The sequence below is a fragment of the Corynebacterium sp. 11A genome, assembly GCF_008930935.1.
In the GTDB taxonomy this organism is placed as follows: Bacteria; Actinomycetota; Actinomycetes; order Mycobacteriales; family Mycobacteriaceae; genus Corynebacterium; species Corynebacterium megadyptis.
The window spans coordinates 15,014-33,530 of the sequence record NZ_PQMR01000017.1; the positions used below are offsets into that span (position 1 = coordinate 15,014).

At 59.8% G+C, this 18,517-nt stretch carries 19 protein-coding genes and 1 other RNA gene; 2 read left to right on the top strand and 18 right to left on the bottom strand.

The annotated features are described in order from the left end of the window. Window positions 1-204: 204 nt before the first annotated feature. The 13 genes from GBB18_RS10175 to prfB all read right to left on the bottom strand — a co-directional run bounded on the left by GBB18_RS10175 (window position 205) and on the right by prfB (window position 12,012). Entirely contained in the window at window positions 205-1,095 is an 891-nt protein-coding gene (locus tag GBB18_RS10175) for a bifunctional DNA primase/polymerase (protein WP_151641587.1), read from the bottom strand. 2 nt (window positions 1,096-1,097) lie between these two features. Beyond that, on the bottom strand, window positions 1,098-1,316 hold the full coding sequence (locus GBB18_RS10180; protein WP_151641588.1) for a helix-turn-helix domain-containing protein: 219 nt from the start codon (window positions 1,314-1,316) through the stop codon (window positions 1,098-1,100). Window positions 1,317-1,471: 155 nt separating this feature from the next. Further along, complete coding sequence (locus tag GBB18_RS10185) at window positions 1,472-2,176, bottom strand: hypothetical protein (protein WP_151641589.1); 705 nt, start codon at window positions 2,174-2,176, stop codon at window positions 1,472-1,474. Between the two features lie 53 nt (window positions 2,177-2,229). Beyond that, complete coding sequence (locus tag GBB18_RS10190) at window positions 2,230-3,279, bottom strand: tyrosine-type recombinase/integrase (protein ID WP_370513279.1); 1,050 nt, start codon at window positions 3,277-3,279, stop codon at window positions 2,230-2,232. Window positions 3,280-3,685: 406 nt separating this feature from the next. Beyond that, window positions 3,686-4,071: a transfer-messenger RNA gene (gene ssrA / locus GBB18_RS10195) on the bottom strand. A gap of 130 nt (window positions 4,072-4,201) precedes the next feature. Beyond that, a complete protein-coding gene (gene smpB, locus GBB18_RS10200; protein ID WP_151550221.1) occupies window positions 4,202-4,702 on the bottom strand; it encodes an SsrA-binding protein SmpB in 501 nt (166 codons plus the stop codon). A gap of 69 nt (window positions 4,703-4,771) precedes the next feature. After that, on the bottom strand, window positions 4,772-5,527 hold the full coding sequence (locus GBB18_RS10205; protein WP_151641591.1) for an ABC transporter ATP-binding protein: 756 nt from the start codon (window positions 5,525-5,527) through the stop codon (window positions 4,772-4,774). Further along, window positions 5,524-6,600 (bottom strand): iron chelate uptake ABC transporter family permease subunit, encoded by a 1,077-nt coding sequence (locus GBB18_RS10210; protein ID WP_151641592.1) that lies wholly within the window; start codon window positions 6,598-6,600, stop codon window positions 5,524-5,526. The genes GBB18_RS10205 and GBB18_RS10210 overlap by 4 nt, the downstream gene beginning before the upstream one ends. Next, window positions 6,601-7,599, bottom strand: coding sequence for an ABC transporter permease (locus tag GBB18_RS10215; protein WP_151641593.1), 999 nt, complete (start codon window positions 7,597-7,599; stop codon window positions 6,601-6,603). Window positions 7,600-7,719: 120 nt separating this feature from the next. Further along, window positions 7,720-8,730 carry a siderophore ABC transporter substrate-binding protein gene (locus GBB18_RS10220; RefSeq protein ID WP_151641594.1) on the bottom strand — a complete coding sequence of 337 codons (1,011 nt, stop codon included), beginning with the start codon at window positions 8,728-8,730 and terminating at the stop codon, window positions 7,720-7,722. Window positions 8,731-9,153: 423 nt separating this feature from the next. Then, the gene (ftsX, locus tag GBB18_RS10225; RefSeq protein ID WP_151641595.1) at window positions 9,154-10,056 is read right to left on the bottom strand and encodes a permease-like cell division protein FtsX; all 903 of its coding nucleotides are present in this window, start codon (window positions 10,054-10,056) and stop codon (window positions 9,154-9,156) included. Between the two features lie 30 nt (window positions 10,057-10,086). Then, complete coding sequence (gene ftsE / locus GBB18_RS10230) at window positions 10,087-10,776, bottom strand: cell division ATP-binding protein FtsE (RefSeq protein WP_151641596.1); 690 nt, start codon at window positions 10,774-10,776, stop codon at window positions 10,087-10,089. Window positions 10,777-10,905: 129 nt separating this feature from the next. After that, a complete protein-coding gene (gene prfB / locus GBB18_RS10235; protein WP_151641597.1) occupies window positions 10,906-12,012 on the bottom strand; it encodes a peptide chain release factor 2 in 1,107 nt (368 codons plus the stop codon). Between the two features lie 107 nt (window positions 12,013-12,119). On the opposite strand from prfB, the gene GBB18_RS10240 reads away from it, so the two are divergent. Both GBB18_RS10240 and hisN read left to right on the top strand, forming a co-directional pair. Then, window positions 12,120-12,962 carry an inositol monophosphatase family protein gene (locus GBB18_RS10240; protein ID WP_151641598.1) on the top strand — a complete coding sequence of 281 codons (843 nt, stop codon included), beginning with the start codon at window positions 12,120-12,122 and terminating at the stop codon, window positions 12,960-12,962. A 34-nt stretch (window positions 12,963-12,996) separates the two neighbouring features. Further along, window positions 12,997-13,782, top strand: coding sequence for a histidinol-phosphatase (hisN, locus tag GBB18_RS10245; protein ID WP_151550213.1), 786 nt, complete (start codon window positions 12,997-12,999; stop codon window positions 13,780-13,782). A 96-nt stretch (window positions 13,783-13,878) separates the two neighbouring features. On the opposite strand, the gene GBB18_RS10250 is transcribed toward hisN, so the two are convergent. From GBB18_RS10250 to GBB18_RS10270, 5 genes are all read right to left on the bottom strand, one after another. Further along, complete coding sequence (locus GBB18_RS10250) at window positions 13,879-14,238, bottom strand: biotin/lipoyl-containing protein (RefSeq protein WP_151550212.1); 360 nt, start codon at window positions 14,236-14,238, stop codon at window positions 13,879-13,881. Between the two features lie 26 nt (window positions 14,239-14,264). Further along, window positions 14,265-14,525, bottom strand: a complete 261-nt coding sequence (locus tag GBB18_RS10255; RefSeq protein WP_151550211.1) for a hypothetical protein — start codon at window positions 14,523-14,525, stop codon at window positions 14,265-14,267. A 35-nt stretch (window positions 14,526-14,560) separates the two neighbouring features. Then, window positions 14,561-16,123: an acyl-CoA carboxylase subunit beta gene (locus tag GBB18_RS10260; protein ID WP_151641599.1), complete on the bottom strand. Its 1,563-nt coding sequence runs from the start codon at window positions 16,121-16,123 to the stop codon at window positions 14,561-14,563. 44 nt (window positions 16,124-16,167) lie between these two features. Continuing rightward, window positions 16,168-17,664 carry a methylmalonyl-CoA carboxytransferase subunit 5S gene (locus tag GBB18_RS10265; protein WP_151530439.1) on the bottom strand — a complete coding sequence of 499 codons (1,497 nt, stop codon included), beginning with the start codon at window positions 17,662-17,664 and terminating at the stop codon, window positions 16,168-16,170. Window positions 17,665-18,005: 341 nt separating this feature from the next. Beyond that, window positions 18,006-18,236, bottom strand: a complete 231-nt coding sequence (locus GBB18_RS10270) for a hypothetical protein (RefSeq protein WP_151550208.1) — start codon at window positions 18,234-18,236, stop codon at window positions 18,006-18,008. Window positions 18,237-18,517: the final 281 nt, after the last annotated feature.

An 18,517-nucleotide genomic window follows, 5' to 3' on the forward strand; every position in this document is an offset into this window, starting at 1 on the left:
GAGCACCACACCCAGCAGCGCCCACGGCGACACACACCGAGCAGCAGCGATCTCTAGTAGCCGCTGCAACGACTCACGCGCCCCGAAAAACTCATCCATGCGAGCACTACCCGGCGCGCCTGTATGCGCGGGGGCGGCCCCTAGTTGTTGTAGTACGTCCTCGGTTGGTTGTGGTGGGGTGAAGTCCTGTTCTGGCATTGCTAGCTACACCCCCTGCATGACTGTTGTGCGGGCGCTAGCGAGGGTGGCTTGAATCTCTGTGTCTGCCAACCCAGCGGCCTGCGCGGCGGTGAACAGTTCTTGTTCGATGTTTAACCCGTCCTCGGTAGCGCGGCACGCGGCCCAATGCAGGGTGCTGTTTCGTTGCCCTTCAACGGCGTGCGCTACTGCTTCCACTAGGCCGTGATGGGCGCTGCTGCGGAGAGCACGGGCACGCTGCGGGGTGTGGCGCGCTGGGGTGGGGATTGTGCAGACGTGTGGTATCCAGTGTTTTGGTAGTTGGGCGGGTGGCCACGTCCAGCGCCTGCACACGTATTCTTTGCCGGTATCTGGGTGGATACTGCCGGGCATGACTAGATAGCCCTTGTGTGTTTTGACGTCTATGCCTTGCCCTGCGTGGCCCTTGACGGGTAGTTGATAGGGCAGGCGGTACCACTCATGCCATCCACCGGAGCCGGTACCGGTTACGAGGGTGTTTGGTAGCCATTCGGGTGGCATGCAGGCGTTGGTGGTGTGCCATGTTGTGTGCCCGTCGTTGCGGGGGTCTACATCAAGCACAACTAGGCCACGGCACGGGCGGGCACCAATGTTAGCGTGCGGGCATGCTTGCCACATGCGCCGAATGAGGGCTTCATCAGTGGTGAAGTCTTTAACGCCGTGCTCTTGGATACCGGGCAGGGTGAAGGGCTTTTTGCCGTTGAGTGCGCCTACTGCGATACCCCAGCGTGCGTAGAGTATCGCCATTGCGTGCTGGTGCGAGACGGCGTTGAGGTAACGCGCATGTGGGCATACACCCCGCATGTTACAGTTGTTGGTATCAACCCACTTGTTGGTGATTGCCCTAGCTTGTGTTGCTGGGGCTTTTGCCTTGCTCATGCTTAGCCCACCTCATTCCAGCGGGTGGTGCTGCGGGCTTCAAGCAAGTCTTGTAGTGAACGTACGGACACTCGCAGGGTACGGGCGGTGAGGCGTACAGCTTCGAGGTCGCCAGCTGCGATCAAGCGGCGAATAGTTTTAGTGGAACAGTCCACATAGGTGGCGGCGTCCGCGAGAGTGATCCACTGTTTACCAGAGTTGGTGAAACTACGGGCAGGCATGGAAATAATCCTTTTCCGCATGCGGCGGGCATGCTTAAAACACTAGGCACGCTACTGCCTAATGGATAAGCACGACATGCCCACTGTTGGGGCCTGCCCTACGGTCTAAGCTCCGTAGATAGCCGAAAGTGTACCACAGTGGACACAACGGGCCGTTACAGCCGCTCTACTGCTTTCCTAATCGCGTTCACCGGCACACGTTGATAACCGGCGCTCCTAAACCCATGCAGCACAGGGACAAGCTTGGGGGTGCGGACTCTATAGCCATCCATCTTCCACACAACATCACGCAAAGTTCCGGCGGCCTGATAAGGCTTCTTATCTCCTAACCCTGCGCTCATCGCGGGGCGTAGCCCCTTAATTCTATGCGGGGTGAACTTATCCTCATCCTTGGTCAAACTCATCGGCGCAAATTCAAGGTTGCACCCCTCGTCCCAAGACCTAAAGACCTGTTCCACAACATCACAAGGATTAGGTGGTAGCCCCTTGCGCATCTGAACCTTGCCTAGCATACGCACGCTATCTGGATCCCCTAGATAGTACTGGAGATAAAAGGTTCCTATCGCCTTGTGCGTCTCGCTACCTCTATAGACTCGCACCCACTTCCATGTGCCCGCGTAAAACGAGGGACTCGATAGTTCCTCTACCCATTCAGGCACCGTCCCCTCGCCCTTAGTTAGCAAACTGTCGAGCAGTGCTGCATCCTGCTTAACCAACTCGTAACCAATCTGCGCTAAAGCGGTGACCCGCTGTAAATGGCCATCTGGGAGCATCCCATAATGCCCGTATGTCCGCCAAATCCAACGCGTAGCCATAGCAATTTCATCTCCGAACGGCTCCCGCGCGTTGTCCTGCACCATTTCATTCACCTCTATCTCTAACCACCAACACCCCGGCGCGCCGGGGTGGCTATCTACTTCTGCTGCACCTTTGAGGGGGACGACTGGATACTCTTGCCTACCCTCTCCATCATGGTGTGTGTTCTACCGGCCCGTACCTTCATGTACACGCCCATGATGGTGTTCATGTCATCCTGCCCAAGCAGTGCCCCTATCTCTTTCACGTGCGCGCCCTGCTCTGCTAGCCGGGTGATAAGCCAGTTTCTTCCCGTGTGCGGGTTGATACCAGCATTCACACCGGCACGTTTCTTCGCGCGCCCCAGCACACTGCGATAGCTAGTATCCAACATCATCGCCCCCGCGCTAGTAGCGGTGAACAACCGTGCTTGCCGTGTGCCGTCGCCTTCATAGAGTGTGGTGGGTGCGGTAGGGGCATAGCGGGCGAGGTGGCGTAAAAACAACGGCACATCACTGGGCAGTATCGGCACCTGCCTATAGCCCGCTTTAGTCTTAGGGGGTTGAACAACCATGCGTGTCTTACCATCCACCTCAAGGCGTTGAGCGTTCTGCTTAACCGTTACCAACACCTTCGGCATGTAAGGAACAGCCGTCGCCTCGACCACCACATCTTCACGTTCTAGGGCGATAGCTTCCCCGATACGCAGGCCGTGATGGAGCATGAGCGCTGTTAATGCTTGATAGGGTTCGGACACAGCATCTATCAGGGCCTGTATCTCCCAATCCTCGGGCAGGTACTTTTCCTTAGCCTTTACCCGTTGTGAGGCTTCTGGCACCTCTACGGGGTTCTTAACGATCAACTCACGCCGTACAGCCTCTAGACACGCCGCACGCAGGCGGCCATACGCTTTCTGGTTAAAGGGGGCCGTATCGGGGAAACAACGCTGCACCGCATCCCACCAGCGATACACGTCCCGCTTAGACAACTCGGATAGGCGAATATCACGCAGCGCAAGCAAATCAGCGTCCCGTACTTCTGGGGCTGTAATCCGGTTAGCCACACAGCGGCGATAGGTCTGCATAGTTGAACGCCGCACGGGCTTAGGGCGTTGTTCTAGCGATTCATGGAAACGATCTAGCCACTGCCCTACCGTCACAGATTCCACGGCCTCTTTAGCGCGCCGCTGCTTCGGTGGTGTCCATGTTTCTAGCTCTATCAGGCGCCGCTCCGCATACAGCCACCCTTCGGCGTCCATCTTTGTGCTGAACGAGCGCCCTGGGCGGTGAACCTTCGAGTCCGGCCCCGTGTATTCAGCAACGAAACGTCCCCTTCTAGACGTGATCTTTCCGAAAGCACGGCGAGTCCGTTTCCTGGGCGGCATGCCACATCTCCCGTTGAGGCTAGCGGGGCGGAAAATTCGTCCCTGCGTGTCACTAATCTGTCACTAATCTGTCACTAATAAGGGGCTTTTTCTGTCCCTTAGAGTCCACATCTGTCATAATGGTAACACGCCCTCAACCAGCGTAAACACAACAAAACCCCTAGTAGAAAACTACTAGGGGAAATGCTGTTAGTGGAGCTGCCGGGAATCGAACCCGGGTCCTTCGTCATCTCACCAGGGCTTCTCCGTGCGCAGTTCGTGCGCTGATCTCTACTCGGCTCTCCGGCTTGGACGAACACATCCGGATGATGAGCCCAGTTGTCGGTAAGAGTCCCCGCTGGCCCCGTCAACACAGCCAGTGGGCAAGTTCCCTTAAGTCGATGCCGGGAACTAGGGCGGGAACTACCCTAGGCCGACAGACACGCGTCGCTGATTAGGCAGCGAGGGCGTAGTCACGCTGAGAGGTCTTCTCTGCGTTTATTTTAGTTACTACGACGCTTAAATCGGTGGTCAGTAGCCTGCACCGGCACGCTTCCCCTGGATCAGTGTACGAAGTCGAAACCAAAAATCAGCCCCTCGTTCGTTCTGTGACACGGTCGGGTGTTGTGCTCATCCGTTCACAGGAAGCTCCATCTTACACCTCACAATGAACGCTGACAATGCCCCACCAAGGGGCTGCGCTGATGAGGCACTAATTTGGCACTAATTAAGCGTTGATGCCCTTGATCCGCCGCCCCAGCTCGCGAGTGATCTCGCGTTCTTCGGTGCGCTTTTTAATGTCTTGGCGCTTGTCATAGGCCTGTTTACCTTCGGCCAATCCGAGCTCCAGCTTGAGCCGGCCATCTTTGAAATAGAGCTTCAGCGGAATCAAGGTGCGCTTCCCATCGCGTACCTTGCCCTCGAGGGAGTCGATCTCACGGCGATGCAAGAGCAGCTTGCGGTTGCGCCGTGGAGAGTGGTTGGTCCACGTACCCATCGAGTATTCGGGAATGTTGAGGTGCTGCAGCCACACCTCTCCCTTATCGATGGTGGCGAAGGAGTCAGCGAGGGAGACTTTCCCTTCCCTGATGGACTTCACCTCGGTACCGACGAGAGCGACGCCACACTCGTAGGTGTCTAGGATGGTGAAGTCATGCCGCGCTCGCCTGTTGGTTGCCACCACGGCGTCTTTTCCGGCGCGCTGCTGCTTCTTCTTCTTTTTGCTCATAACAGCTCCCCAGTCTAGCGTGCACTCGTCCCGAGCCCTACGCCCTCCCCCTCTCGGGTTCGCCGCCAATTAGTGATAAACGGCAACGCGATACTCGGGCCCTTCCATGCAGGTGACCTCGGTGTGGAAGATCTCTGTGAGAATCTCTCCGGTCATGATCTCCTCGGGCGGGCCGAAGTAGAGCACGTCGCCGTTTTGTACGGCGCAGATCTGGTCGGCATAGGCGGAGGCGAAGTTGATGTCGTGCAGCACCACGATGATCGTGCGCCCCAACTCGCGGGCGGCAGTACGCAGGTGCTTCATCATGGACACGGAGTGGGCTACGTCGAGGTTATTCAGCGGCTCGTCGAGCAGCACGTATTCGGTGTCTTGGGCGAGCACCATAGCCACATAGGCGCGCTGTCGCTGCCCTCCCGAGAGCTCGTCGAGGTAGCGGTCCTCGAGGTCGGTGAGCTTGAAGAAATCGAGATAACGCTCGATGATCGTTTCGTCCTCTGCGGTGAGCCGCCCCTTGCTATAGGGGAAACGCCCAAAGCTGACCAGCTGGCGCACGGTGAGCCGGGTAATGAAGTGATTGTCTTGCCGCAGGATCGATAGCACGTGTGCGAGATCCTCCGAACGGGTGCTGGCCACATCGTAACCAGCCACGGTGACCGTTCCGCTATCCATTCCTAGGAGGCGACCGATCATCGTCAGCAGTGTGGATTTACCGGCACCATTGGGGCCGACGAGTGCGGTGATGCCACCGGCTGGGATCTCGAGGTCCACGGGACCGATCTCCGTGTCCGAGCCATAGTTTTTGGAAACATTGGTCAGACGAATCATAGAGTGCCTTTCCGAAGAATCACGATGAGGAATGCCAGTCCGCCGACGAGTTCGATGATGATGGACACCACTCCTTGGGCGTAGAAGATGTGTTTCATCACGAAGTAAGCACCAGCCAGCACAACGAAGCCCAGCAGAGCCGCCATCGGCAGAATCCGACGGTGGTCATAGGTATCTGCGGCCTGGTAGGCCAAGGTGGCGACGAGAAAGCCAAGGAAGGTAATAGGCCCGATGAGTGAGGTGGACACAGCCATGAGGCAGGCCACGCAGGTGAGCACGATGATGGTGTGACGCCGGTAGTTCACCCCGAGATTCGTGGTGGCCTCCCTGCCCAAGGCGAGGACATTGAGTGTGCGGGACTTACCGAGCAGAATGACGGCGGCCACGAGCATCACTGGTATCGCGATGGGCAGATACGAGGCATCGGCATTATTGACCGAGCCAAACATCTTCGCGGCGAGCACATCGAACTCGCTGGGGCTTAGCATGCGGCGCATGAAGGTGGACACCGATGTGAGACCACCGCCGATGATGATGCCGATGAGCAACATCAGCTGCATATCGCTTCCATGCCCGTCCAAGAGCCACCCATAGAGCATGAGGGCGAGCAGGATCATCACCACGACCTGCACACCGAATTGCACTGGTCCAGAAAAAGCAAGAAATCCAGATACCCCGAAGAAGTACACCAAGCTGGTCTGGATGGTGATGTAGAGGGCCTCGAAGCCCATGATGGAGGGAGTGACGATGCGGTTGTTCGCCACCGTTTGAAAGGCGACGGTGGCGAGTCCGTGGCAGATCGCGACAATTGCCATCACCGCCACTGAGAAGGAACGTCGCTCCGCGATGAGCCAAAAGCCGCGGCTGCCCACCTCCATCGGGTTATCCCACCACACCAGCAGCACTGTGAGAGCAATGGCGGTCACGCTGAGTGCCGCCATGAGCCACCAATAGCGGCGAGCCGTCCTCTTGGAGCCGAAGGCGAGTGTGCGATGCCGCGGCGCGGCGGTTTCGGCAGTGCCAGCGGATGGAGAAGGCTGCGAGTTGGCGTCGATAAGCGAAAAAGAAGCCATCTAGATTCTGCCCTTTCGATGAGAGAGAAGCAGGCCGATAAAGACGACGGCCCCGACGATGCCGAGTATCACGGACACGGGAATTTCGAAGGGCATGATGATCAGCCGGCCAAGGAGATCGCAGACGGTGACAATGCCGATGCCGAGCAGACACACCCAGGGAAGGTTGGAGCGGAGGTCATCGCCGCGGATCATGGACACCACGTTCGGCACGATCAGCCCCACGAAGGGTAGGTTGCCCACGACGACGGTCACCACTCCTGTGGCGAAGGCAATCATGAGGGTGCCGATCAAGAGGACGTGATTGTAATTCACGCCGATCGTGGTGGCGAGATCCTGGCCTAGACCGGCGGCGGTGAGGCGATCCGCCACGATCCATACCGCCACCACAACAAAGGCAACCAGCCACAACACCTCGTATTGTCCCCGCAGGACGGAGGTGAAACTGCCAGCGAACCAGATACCGAGCTGCTGCAGCATATTGACCTGGAGGGCGACGAAGGTGGAGATGGAGCTGATGACCGCTCCCAGCATGATGCCCACGATGGGCACGATCAGGGAGCTACGCAGGCTTACTCGGCGCAAGAAGAGGAAGAACACTACGGTGCCGACGAAAGCGAACACCACCGCGGAGACCATGCGCACGGTCAGCGACGGGTTCGGGAAGATAATCATGGCAAAAAGCAAGCCCAGAGCCGCCCATTCCGTGGTTCCGGTAGTGGTGGGTTCCACGAAGCGGTTCTGGGTGAGCAGCTGCATCACTAATCCCGACAGCGCCATGGCGGCGCCCGCCAGTACGAGAGCAATGGTGCGGGGAATGCGGGTGATGTTCAGCATCTCTGAGGTGTCATGCACACCGACGAGAAGCGAAGCCACCAGCAGTCCCGCTACCGCCACGATGCCCACAGCGAGCTTCCAGTCCCATACCGAATTGCGGGTGGTGCGGCGAGCGGGCCGCGAATCACGGCCATCGGCAGAGGTAACGGCGGGGGTGCTCATCACTGTGGTAGCTCCTTAGGGATACGCGGCACAGCCTGAAGGCTGCGCGCACAGATGGGACAACACGTGCCACACCCGCGTGGTGGTGCGCGACCTGCCCACGCGGGTGTGGACCAAGCGCTACTTCTTCAGAGCCTTGAGCTTCTCCGCAATAGCGTTGAAGTACTCAGTGTAGGTTTGGATGCCCTCATTGGTGTAGGTGTCGTTATCCATCACCATGATGGCGTCGTTCTGGATCGCAGGCACGTCCTTGAGCGCCTCAGAGTTGCGGAGCACCTCCAAGGCTGGGGTGTAGTCGGGATCGTCGGCCTTCACAGCGGCGTCGCGGTCCATCACCAGCAGGACATCGGGGTTCGCCGCGGCGATAGCCTCCACGGAGATGTCATCGCCCTTATGGTCATCGGACACGTTGTCCACATCGAGGGCAGGGGTGAGGTCCAGAAGATCGAACACTGGGCCCAAGGTACGGCCCACCGTGGGGGCCACGTAGCCGATCTCACCACCGGATACGATCACAGCCATCACGCTGAGATCAGGGTCGTAGGCCTCCTTGGCGGCGGCAACCGACTCATCGAACTTATCGTTGAGCTTCTTAGCGTCGTCTTCGCGCTGGAAAATCTTGCCCACGTCGGTGATCTGGTGCTTTAGTTCCTCGCCGAGATTTTCGCCTTCTTCAATCTCATAGTCGAGTACCGTTGCATCGGGCACGAGCGACTTGATGTCCTCGTACATGCGCTGGAAGCGCTGACCATTCAACACTAGGTCGGGTTCTGCGGCCACGATAACCTCGAGGTCCGGTTCCCGGTGATTGCCGATGTTCACCACGGAATCGTCAGTGCGGTAGCTGATGGTGGTGGGAATGATGTCCTGCGGGGCCGCCACCAGCGGAATATCCCAGTCCTGAAGGGTCTCGAGGATGCGGTTATCAGTGGCCACAACGCGCTGCGGATCCACCGGCACTTCGTGTTCACCGAATTGGTCGGTGACACTGACAGTCTTTATCTCTTCGCCAGAGGCGGAGCCATCCGCCGCAGCGGAAGAAGAGGAACCACTATCCTCACCAGTGGCACAGCCAGCGAAGCTGAGCGCAGCAATGGCACTGAGAGCAGTAAATCGAAGGTGCTTCTTCATATTGGGTTACACGTCCTTTCATCGAGAGCGCCCATTAGCACGTAGCAGACAACCACGGCCGGCACGGCGCCCAGTCAGTGCGAGTGCATCTCACCCGACGTGACAGCGAAACGTCGAAGCTCAGAGCGCCAACTGTGCGGCAGCCGCGCTTGTGGCAGACACGCTTCGACACAGAGAAAGGTTAACGTACCCTTACCTCCAATTCCTAGGGTTATTTTAGCTTTAGCTCACTTAGGAGTGCCTCAACTGCCTAAACCGAGAATGTTCTCGCATTCACTACCCCCATATTGGGTAGAAATGTCTCCGTTCTGCGCCTACGCTTCCGTACCCAGCAGACAGCACAACGCCCACCGGCCGGCACGCTTCTTCCCCTTTAAGGAAAGCTGCGCGGCAGGTGGGCGTCGCTAAGCGCTGCGGCGGAAACTATTTCCGCACGTATATGCGCAGGGTCACGTCTGCGGTAATGGCCGCAAAACCCACACCAATGAGTGCAATCACTGGGGCGAGAACCCACACGTGCTGGTCGAGCACGGGCGCGATGATGTGGGAGGAGTAGAGATCGGACAGGGCCTGGTCCACCACCAGCTTCTTGCCGGCAAAGAGACCAACGACGGCGAGCGCCGAACCAATGAGGGCGGCGAATACGGCCTCCAGAATGAAGGGCGCTTGGGTATACCACCGCGAGGCGCCGACGATGCGCATGATCTTGGTTTCTTCCCGCCGGTGATAGGCGGCGAGCTGCACCATGTTGGCGATGAGAAACATCGCGGCCACGGCCTGCACCGCGGCGATCAGGAAGGTGGCGTTACGGATCGAATCAAGGTTATCGGTGGCCGCGCGGACATCATCGTTTTGGTCTATGATCGCGATCACCTGCTCTTTATCGCGGATGGGCTCCAGCGGGGAATCATCGAGCGGGTTCGTCAGTTGCACGTGCAATGCAGCGGGCAGGGCATCCTCGGTGGTCGATTCCACCAGCTGAGGGTCGGTGTCCTTAAAGAGCTCCACGAAGCGCTCATAGCTATCGGCGCGGGAGCGGAAGGTCACGGCCTCAACGCCCTCGACACCGTCGAGCTGCTCGCGGATCTCCCGACAGGCATCGCTCTCGCAGGTGGGATCGTTGGCCGAGATCTCCTCGTCGAATTGCACGATGGTCTCTACCCGATCCAGGTAGATGTCCTTGGTGCGTTCGGTCATGTTGGTCACCAGAATGCCGGTGGCCAGCAGTGCCAGCGAGATGGCGGTGGTAATCACCAGCGCGATGGTCATGGTGATGTTGCGTCCGAGCCCCTGCAGGGCTTCACGCAGCACGATTCCAAGCCTCATAATGTTGTCTCCTTATTGTCCCGCTGCTACTTAATTGCCCTCGCCGTAGACGCCGCGGACGTCATCACGGACGAGCTTGCCCAGGTTCAACTCGATGACGCGACGGCGCATGGCGTCCACCGCACCAGCGTTGTGCGTAGACATCACCACGGTGGTGCCCGTCTTATTGATGCGGTTGAGCAGCACCATAATGTCCGTGGAGGTGTGCGGGTCAAGGTTGCCGGTGGGCTCATCGGCCAAGAGCAACAGCGGCCGGTTCACGAAGGCGCGGGCGATGGCCACGCGCTGCTGTTCGCCGCCGGATAGCTCATGGGGCATGCGATTGCCCTTGGCTTCGAGGCCGACCATCTCGAGAGTCTCGGGCACCAGCTTGTCGATGGCCTTTTTATCCTTGCCGATTACTTCCAGAGCGAAGGCCACGTTGTCGTAGACATTCTTCTTCGGCAACAGCTTGAAGTCCTGGAAGACGAAGCCGATCTTGCGCCGGAGCTCATTAATCTTTTTCCCACGCAGGGCGTTGACATGGTAGTCATCGAAGTAGATATCGCCGCTCGTCACGTCTTCCTCGCGCACGAGCAACTGCAGGAAGGTGGACTTGCCCGAACCCGATTGGCCGATCAGGAAGACAAACTCGCCCTTCTCAATCTCGAGGTTGATATTGTCCAGCGCAGGACGCGTGGACGTCTTATATGTCTTGGTTACACCATCAAACGTGATCACATGAACCACTCTAGTTCCCAGCAGTCACATTGAAAACTCTGCTGTTGGCTGGTGTTAAAGTCTGCCCCCACATTCCTGCCGTGCGCTTATCGACGCTCACCTGCGCCGATCCCACGTAGAAAGGCCGAGCTAGTCCTCCTCGGAGTTCTGGGCGATGCGCCAGCGAATGCCGGCCTCGAGGAAGTCATCGATGTCGCCTTCGAGAACCTTGGTGGGATCATTGACCTCGTAGTTCATCCGCAGATCCTTGACCATTTGGTAGGGGTGCAGCACATAGGAGCGCATCTGGTTGCCCCAGGAGGCATTGCCGCCGGCGCCGAGGGCGTCCATCTCATTGCGTTCTTCTTGGCGCTTGCGCTCCAGCAGCTTGGCCTGCAGCACCCGCATGGCCGAGGCCTTGTTTTGGTGCTGCGATTTTTCGTTTTGGCAGCTCACCACCAGCCCGGTGGGCAGGTGGGTCAGGCGCACGGCGGAGTCGGTGGTATTCACGCTCTGCCCGCCGGGTCCGGAGGAACGGAAGACATCCACCCGGATCTCGGAGTCGGGGATGTCGATATGATCGGTCTTTTCCACCACCGGCAGCACCTCCACCTCGGCGAAGGAGGTTTGGCGGCGGCTTTGATTATCGAAGGGAGAGAGCCGCACCAAACGGTGCGCCCCCTGCTCCACCGACAAGGTGCCGTACATGTACTCGCCATGCACCACGAAGGTAGCGGATTTAATGCCGGCCTCCTCCGCATAGGAGATGTCATAGACATCTACCTTGTGGCCCTTCTTCTCCGCCCAGCGGGTATACATGCGCATGAGCATCTCAGCCCAGTCCGCGGCATCCACGCCACCGGCGCCGGAACGGATATTGATCACGGCCTCGCGGGCGTCATACTCGCCGGAGAGCATGGTGGTTACTTCCAGCGACTCGATCTCTTTCTGCAGCGCCTGCAGCTCTTCATCGGCCAGATCCTCCGGCTCGCCCTCTTCCTCGGCCAGCTGGTACATAATCGGCAGATCGTCTACCCGCTGGCGTAACTGGGTCAGGCGCTTGAGCTGGGATTGCTTATTGGATAGCTCCGTGGTGACGCTCTGGGCATGCTCGGGATCATCCCACAGCGAGGGATCGGCGGCCTTCATCTCCAGCTCCCGCACCGCATCACTCAGCCCCACCGGGTCAAGTACCTTCTCCAGGGTGCTCAGGGTGGAATCTAGGCTGGCATGCTGGTGCTGAATCTCGGGGCGCATAGTTGTTCATTCTATGCATATCTCTCAAGCGCGCCGAACGCGGGCAGAGCGTGCCACTCCCCCACCTGCGCTCCGTGAGCACACCTGCGCGCGGCAGACAAGGCACAATGGTGGACATGAGTTCTTTAGCTGAGATGATCTCCTCCGTCACTTCTACTTTTGTTGTCGCCCAGCAAGACCGCTCCGATGAGCAGTTGGCGCAGGCACTGGTCTATAACGCCAGCCGGCTAGCGTGGCGGATGCGGGAGGTGGGCATCACCACCGAGCGCAAAACCAGCGTCTCAGATGTAGTCACTGAGGCCGATCGCGCTGCCGAGAGCTTTGTCTCTGATGCGCTCAAGGCGCTGCGCCCCGAGGACGGGGTGCGCGGCGAGGAGGGCAGCTCGCGGGAATCCGACTCCGGCCGCTATTGGGTAATCGACCCCATTGACGGCACCTTCAACTTCTCCCGCGGCTCCGACTATTGGTGCTCCGCCCTGGCGTTGGTCAGCGGCACCCCCGACGAACCCGAGCAGGTGCACTTCGGCGCCGTCCACCGCCCCGATATGGGCTACACCTGGTTTGGCGGCCCCGAGATCCCCACCACCCGCGATGGCAAATCCCTTCCCCCGCTCAGCGACGCCGATATCTCCACCATCCCCCTAGCCACCTACCTCCACCCCACCTATGTGGGCAATGCCGAGGTGGCCGGCGCATGGCAGGCAGTGGCGCAGCTGCCCTCCACCATTCGTATGTGGGGCGCGGGCAGCGTGGACCTAGCCAGCGTGGCCGATGGCACGATGGGGGCATGGATGCAGCATTCGGTGCCCTGCTGGGATTGGCTGCCCGGCCGCGCCCTCGTGGAGGGAAGCGGCGGCGCCACGGCCCAGGTAGAGGCCGGCGGCGTGACGTGGTCTATCGCCGGTAATGCCCAGGCCGTGGAGCAGATCCGCGCCGCCCTAGAGTCTTAAAAACCGTTTACTGATATCTCTCAAGGAGCCTGTTGTGCCAACCTATGCCGAGGATCTCGCCCTCGCTCTCGAGCTCGCGGACATCGCCGATAGCATCACCATCGACCGCTTTCACGCCACCGACCTGCAGGTGAAGTCCAAGCCGGATCTCACCCCCGTCTCCGATGCAGACACCGCCTGCGAGGAGGCGCTGCGCGAGCGGCTGGCCATCGATCGCCCCCAAGACAGCATCCTGGGCGAAGAGTTCGGCGGCGATACCACCATGGCTGGTCGGCAGTGGGTGATCGACCCCATCGATGGCACCAAGAATTTCGTCCGCGGCGTACCCGTGTGGTGCACCCTTATTTCTTTGCTTGTCGACGGCGAGCCCGTGGTGGGTGTGGTCTCCGCCCCAGCGCTCACCCGCCGCTGGTGGGCCAGCGCCGGACAGGGCGCATGGGCGCAACCCCACGGCGCCTCGCCACGCCGCATCCAGGTTTCCCAAGTAGCGTCTCTCGCGGATGCGTCCGTGTCCTTTTCCTCGTTGGCTGGCTGGCAGGAGCGCGGCCAGCTGGAGGAGTTTGTGCGCTTGAGCGAGGACACGTGGCGCTTGCGCGGCTATGGAGATTTCTTCTCCTATGCCCTGCTCGCGGAGGGGGCGGTGGACATCGCCCTCGAGCCGGAAGTCTCGCTCTGGGATCTCGCCGCGCTGAGCGTGCTGGTCACCGAAGCCGGCGGCCGCTTCACCTCGGTCGAGGGCGAGGATGGCCCGCATGGCGGCAGCGCCCTAGCCAGCAATGGTCTGCTCCACGATGAGCTACTCAGCCGCTTCTCCCGCTAGGCACTACTCCGATAGAGCACTGCTCCCTGCACCCCTCCTGATGGAGGACGATGCAGGGAGCAGTGCGTGTATGTGGGTGCGCGCGTGGCGGCCGGTTTAGGCCAAGTCGATGAGCGACTGGCCACCTTGGACGGAGTCGCCGGCTTCCACGTTGATGGTGGCCACGGTGCCATCGGCGGGCGCGGTGACCTCGGTTTCCATCTTCATGGCTTCGAGAACCACCAGCACCTGGCCGGCAGTGATTTCCTCGCCCTCGCTGACGAGCACCTTGCTGACCGAGCCGGACAGCGGCGCCACGACGGCATTAGCGGAGACACCCTGCACGGAGGCGGTGGCCGGCTCGGTGGACGGCGAGGAGCTGCCGCCGAACACGATCGGGCCGAGGGTGCGCTTGTCTTCTTCAACCTCAACGTCCACGCTGTAGGCGATGCCGTTGACGGTAACTTTCAGTTTCATGATGCTTATACCTTTAACAACTTGATCTACAGGTGAGTGGAGCGGGTCTGGATGATCTGGCGGCCTTGGTGTGCCCAGGTGCGGTGACGCTGGAAACGCACAGCCTTGACCTTGCCCTTATTGCCCATATAGGCCGACACGGCCGCGCTGATGGCAAAGAGCACATCCTCAGGAATGTCCTGATCCGAGCGAGCCCGGAGCTCCTTGACCTCATCCTCGAGCAGACTCACGCGAGTGTTGAGCTTTTGGATGAGCTGGTAGAGCTCGTCATTGCTTTTCGGTTTCATACTTATTTCTCCCTCGCTGCGTTCTCGGCGGCGGCTTAGGCCGGCCCCAGGCCGTGCTTCTTGAACGGGCGGGTGACGCGCTTATTGCGGAGCATCTCGAGCGCATTGGCGATGACCGCACGGGTATCAGCCGGGTCAATGATGTCATCCACCAGGCCGCGAGAGGCGGCCATGTACGGGGTGGAGAAGGTGCGCTTGTACTCGGCCACCATCTCCTCGCGCTTGGCCTCGGGGTCTTCGGCGTTGGCGATCTCCTTGCGGAAGACCACGTTCACCGCGCCCTCGGCACCCATCACAGCGATTTCCGCGGTGGGCCAGGCGAACACGCGGTCTGCGCCCAAGTCCTTTGAGCACATGGCCAGGTGGGCGCCACCATAGGACTTGCGCAGCACCACGGTGACCTTCGGCACCGATGCGGCGGAGTAGGCGTAGAGCATCTTCGCGCCGTGGCGAATGATGCCACCGTGCTCCTGGGCCACGCCGGGCATGAAGCCGGGCACGTCCACGAGGGTGACCAGCGGGATGTTGAAGGCGTTGCAGAAGCGGATGAAGCTGGAGCCCTTATCGGAGGAGTTGATGTCCAGCACACCGGAGACCACATTGGGCTGGTTGGCGATGATGCCGACGGTGCGGCCCACCATGCGGCCAAACCCAACCACCATGTTGCGGGCGAAGCCCTCTTGGACCTCGAGGAAGTCTCCGTGGTCCACGATGCGGGCGATTACCTCGCGCACATCGTAGCCCTTCTTGCCTTCGACGGGGACGATATCGCGCAGCGACTCGTCGGGCTCCACCACGGGGTCGGGATCGACGATCGGCGGCTCTTCGGTGTTGTTCTGCGGCAAGAAGCTCAGCAGTTTCTGCGCGATGAGAATGGCCTGCTCATCATCGTCGGCGACGAAGTGAATATTGCCGGCCTTAGCCATATGGGCATCGGGGCCGCCGAGCTGCTCCGCGGTGACATCCTCACCGGTGACCGACTTGATCACACCGGGGCCGGTGATGAACATATTGGCCTTGCGGGTCTGGATGATGAAGTCCGTCAGGGCCGGCGAGTAGGCGGCGCCACCGGCGCAGGGGCCGGCAATGATGGACACCTGCGGCACGAGGCCGGACAGGGAGACGTTCTCGTAGAAGACCTTGCCGTAGCCGGAGAGAGAATCGATGCCCTCCTGCACACGGGCTCCGCCGGAATCGTTGATGAACACGAAGGGCGTACCCGTCACGCCAGCTTCGCGCATGGTCTGGGCCACTTTATTGGATTGGGTTTCGCCAGCGGAGCCGCCCATGACGGTGAAGTCCTGGGAGGCAACGTGCACCAGGCGATCAAAGACCACGCCGGTACCGGTGACCACACCATCGGCTGGGGCATCGGCCTTATCCATTCCGAAGTGGGTAGTGCGGTGCTTGGCAAACATGCCGGTTTCCTGGAACGTGCCCGGATCCAGCAGCTTTTCTACGCGCTCGCGGGCGGTGAGCTTGCCGCGCTGGTGCTGCTTGTCTAGACGGTCCGCTCCCCCACCTTGAGAGACGCGCTCGCGTTCCTCGGCAAGGTGGTCGAGGCGTTCTTGCATTGTTGGCTCGTGAGTGTCAGCCATTGTCTACTGCTTCCTCTTCTCGTATGTTTCTACGTGGCCCGCGTTTAGGCGGGCTCCACCTTGACGGTTTCGCTGCGGCCACCCACGGTGACTCGGTAGCTGATGGGTTCCCGCACGGCGTTGGCAGAGCCGGAGGCGGCCTCTGCTTCCTTCTTCATCTGCTCCTCGGTCTTGCCCACGTTCTTCGGGCCCTCATGGCGGGTTTTGAAGAACCCCGGTGCCACGGACGGGAACAGTGCGTTGGTGAGAACATCCTCGTCGGTGCCGTTGAAGCCATCGAGCTCCTCGGCGGCGCTGGTGAGCTGGTCCCACTCCGGCTCGAGCAGATCGGCCGGACGGCAGGTGATGGGCTCCTTCTTGGTCTGCTCCTCAGCCTGCTTGATCAGCTCGGGGTTACGCTCGCCGATGCACTCGCCGTAGTAACCGAGCATGAGATCGGCAAACTCGGCGGTAAGTACCTTGTAGCGGCCCATGAGCACGTTGAAAACGGCTTGGGTACCGACGATCTGAGAGGAGGGCGTGACCAGCGGTGGGAAGCCGGCGTCCTTGCGCACGCGCGGTACTTCCTCCATCACCTCATCAATGCGGTCGCCTGCGCCTTGGGCGGTGAGCTGGGACTCCATGTTGGAGAGCATGCCACCGGGGATCTGAGAGAGGAAGATGTTGGTGTCCACCAGAGTCTTGGACTCGAACTCCTTGTACTTCGGGCGCACCTTCTTGAAATGGTCACGGATAGTAATGAGCTTGTCCATGTCCAGATCGGTCTCGTAGTTGGTGCCCTCGAGCATCTCCACGAGGGACTCGGTGGGGTTGTGGCCTGGGCCGAGAGACATCGAGGAGATGGCGGTGTCCACGACATCGGCGCCGGCCTCAATGGCCTTCATCAGGGTGACCATGGTGACACCCGTGGTGGAGTGGCAGTGCACGTTGATCTGTGTGTCCTCGCCGTAGGTCTCCTTGATACCGCGGATGATGTCATAGGCCGGCTGGGGCTTGAGGAGAGCGGCCATATCCTTCAGCGCGATGGAATCAGCACCCATGTCCAGTAGACGACCAGCCTGCTTGATGTAGCCCTCCACGTCATGCAGCGGGGACACGGTGTAGCAGATGGTGCCTTGGGCGTGCTTGTCCACGTTCTTCACAGCTTGCATGGCGTGCTCGAGGTTGCGCGGGTCATTCAACGCATCGAAAACGCGGAAGACATCCATGCCATTTTCTGCGGACTTCTCCACGAACTTATCCACCACGGTGTCCTCGTAGTGGCGGTAGCCGAGGAGGTTCTGCCCGCGCAGCAGCATCTGCAGGCGCGAGTTCGGCAGCAGCTTGCGGAAGGTGCGCAGGCGCTCCCACGGGTCTTCGTTCAGGAATCGAATGCAGGCGTCATAGGTTGCGCCGCCCCAGCACTCCACGCTCCAGAAACCTGCCTGGTCCATCTCCTCGCAGACATCGACCATGTCCTCCATGGCCAAACGAGTTGCAAACAGGCTTTGGTGCGCGTCGCGGAAAGCGACTTCGGTTACGCCGATCTTTTGTGGGCTCATACTGCTTCAGCCTAGTGGGATTAACCCCCCAGTGCAGATCAGAGCCCACGGACGATCGGACACGATAACGCAAGAAAACCACATTGAAATAGGGGAGATTGCCTGCAATACCCCCACCCTCACCCCAGTCCTGAGCAAAACACAGCTAACTCCACAAAACCGGACATTCATCCCACGTCTTTGAATACATGAGCACCCCCACAGACGCCCGTCTATATGTGAGCAATCTCCCACCCTTGAACAACGTTCAGACTACTATAGCGTAGGTCCAGTCCCCACAGACAAACAAACCCCGGCCCGCGCTCACACGCGGACCGGGGAATGCAAAAGCTCAAGAAGCCTTATTCGCCGCCGGCAAAGTTGAAGTTACCGAGGCTGATGAGCTCGTCAGAGCCCCAGTCGGAGGAGAAGGTCTGGCCATTGAACCACTCGCTGGAGAACTGCCCCTGGGAGAAGTCAACCTCCTCAGGAACAAAGTTCGGAGCAAAGGTAGGCAGAGAGCTACCCGCCTCGACATACAGGTCCTTGATCGGACCCTCAACGATTTCCTGGATCTGAAGAACGAAAGACATAACACCGTCTCCTCTTGTCGTAGCCACCGCGTGACTGCTGTTTACGTACACACCAAACCCTAAGAGACAGACAAACCGATTGCAATAACTCTCCCAACGTTAACCACCAGTTCATCTCAGTTTTCCTCGGCCCGCCACCTAGTTTCTCTACAATCCCTTAGAGATCCTCCAGCTAAAGCACAGGTTTTAGACGTGGCAGCACCAGCCACCCTCCGTCACGACACCCCGGAGGGGCGAGATGGAACAGCCACAGAAACCACCCCCTATAGCTACCCCCACAC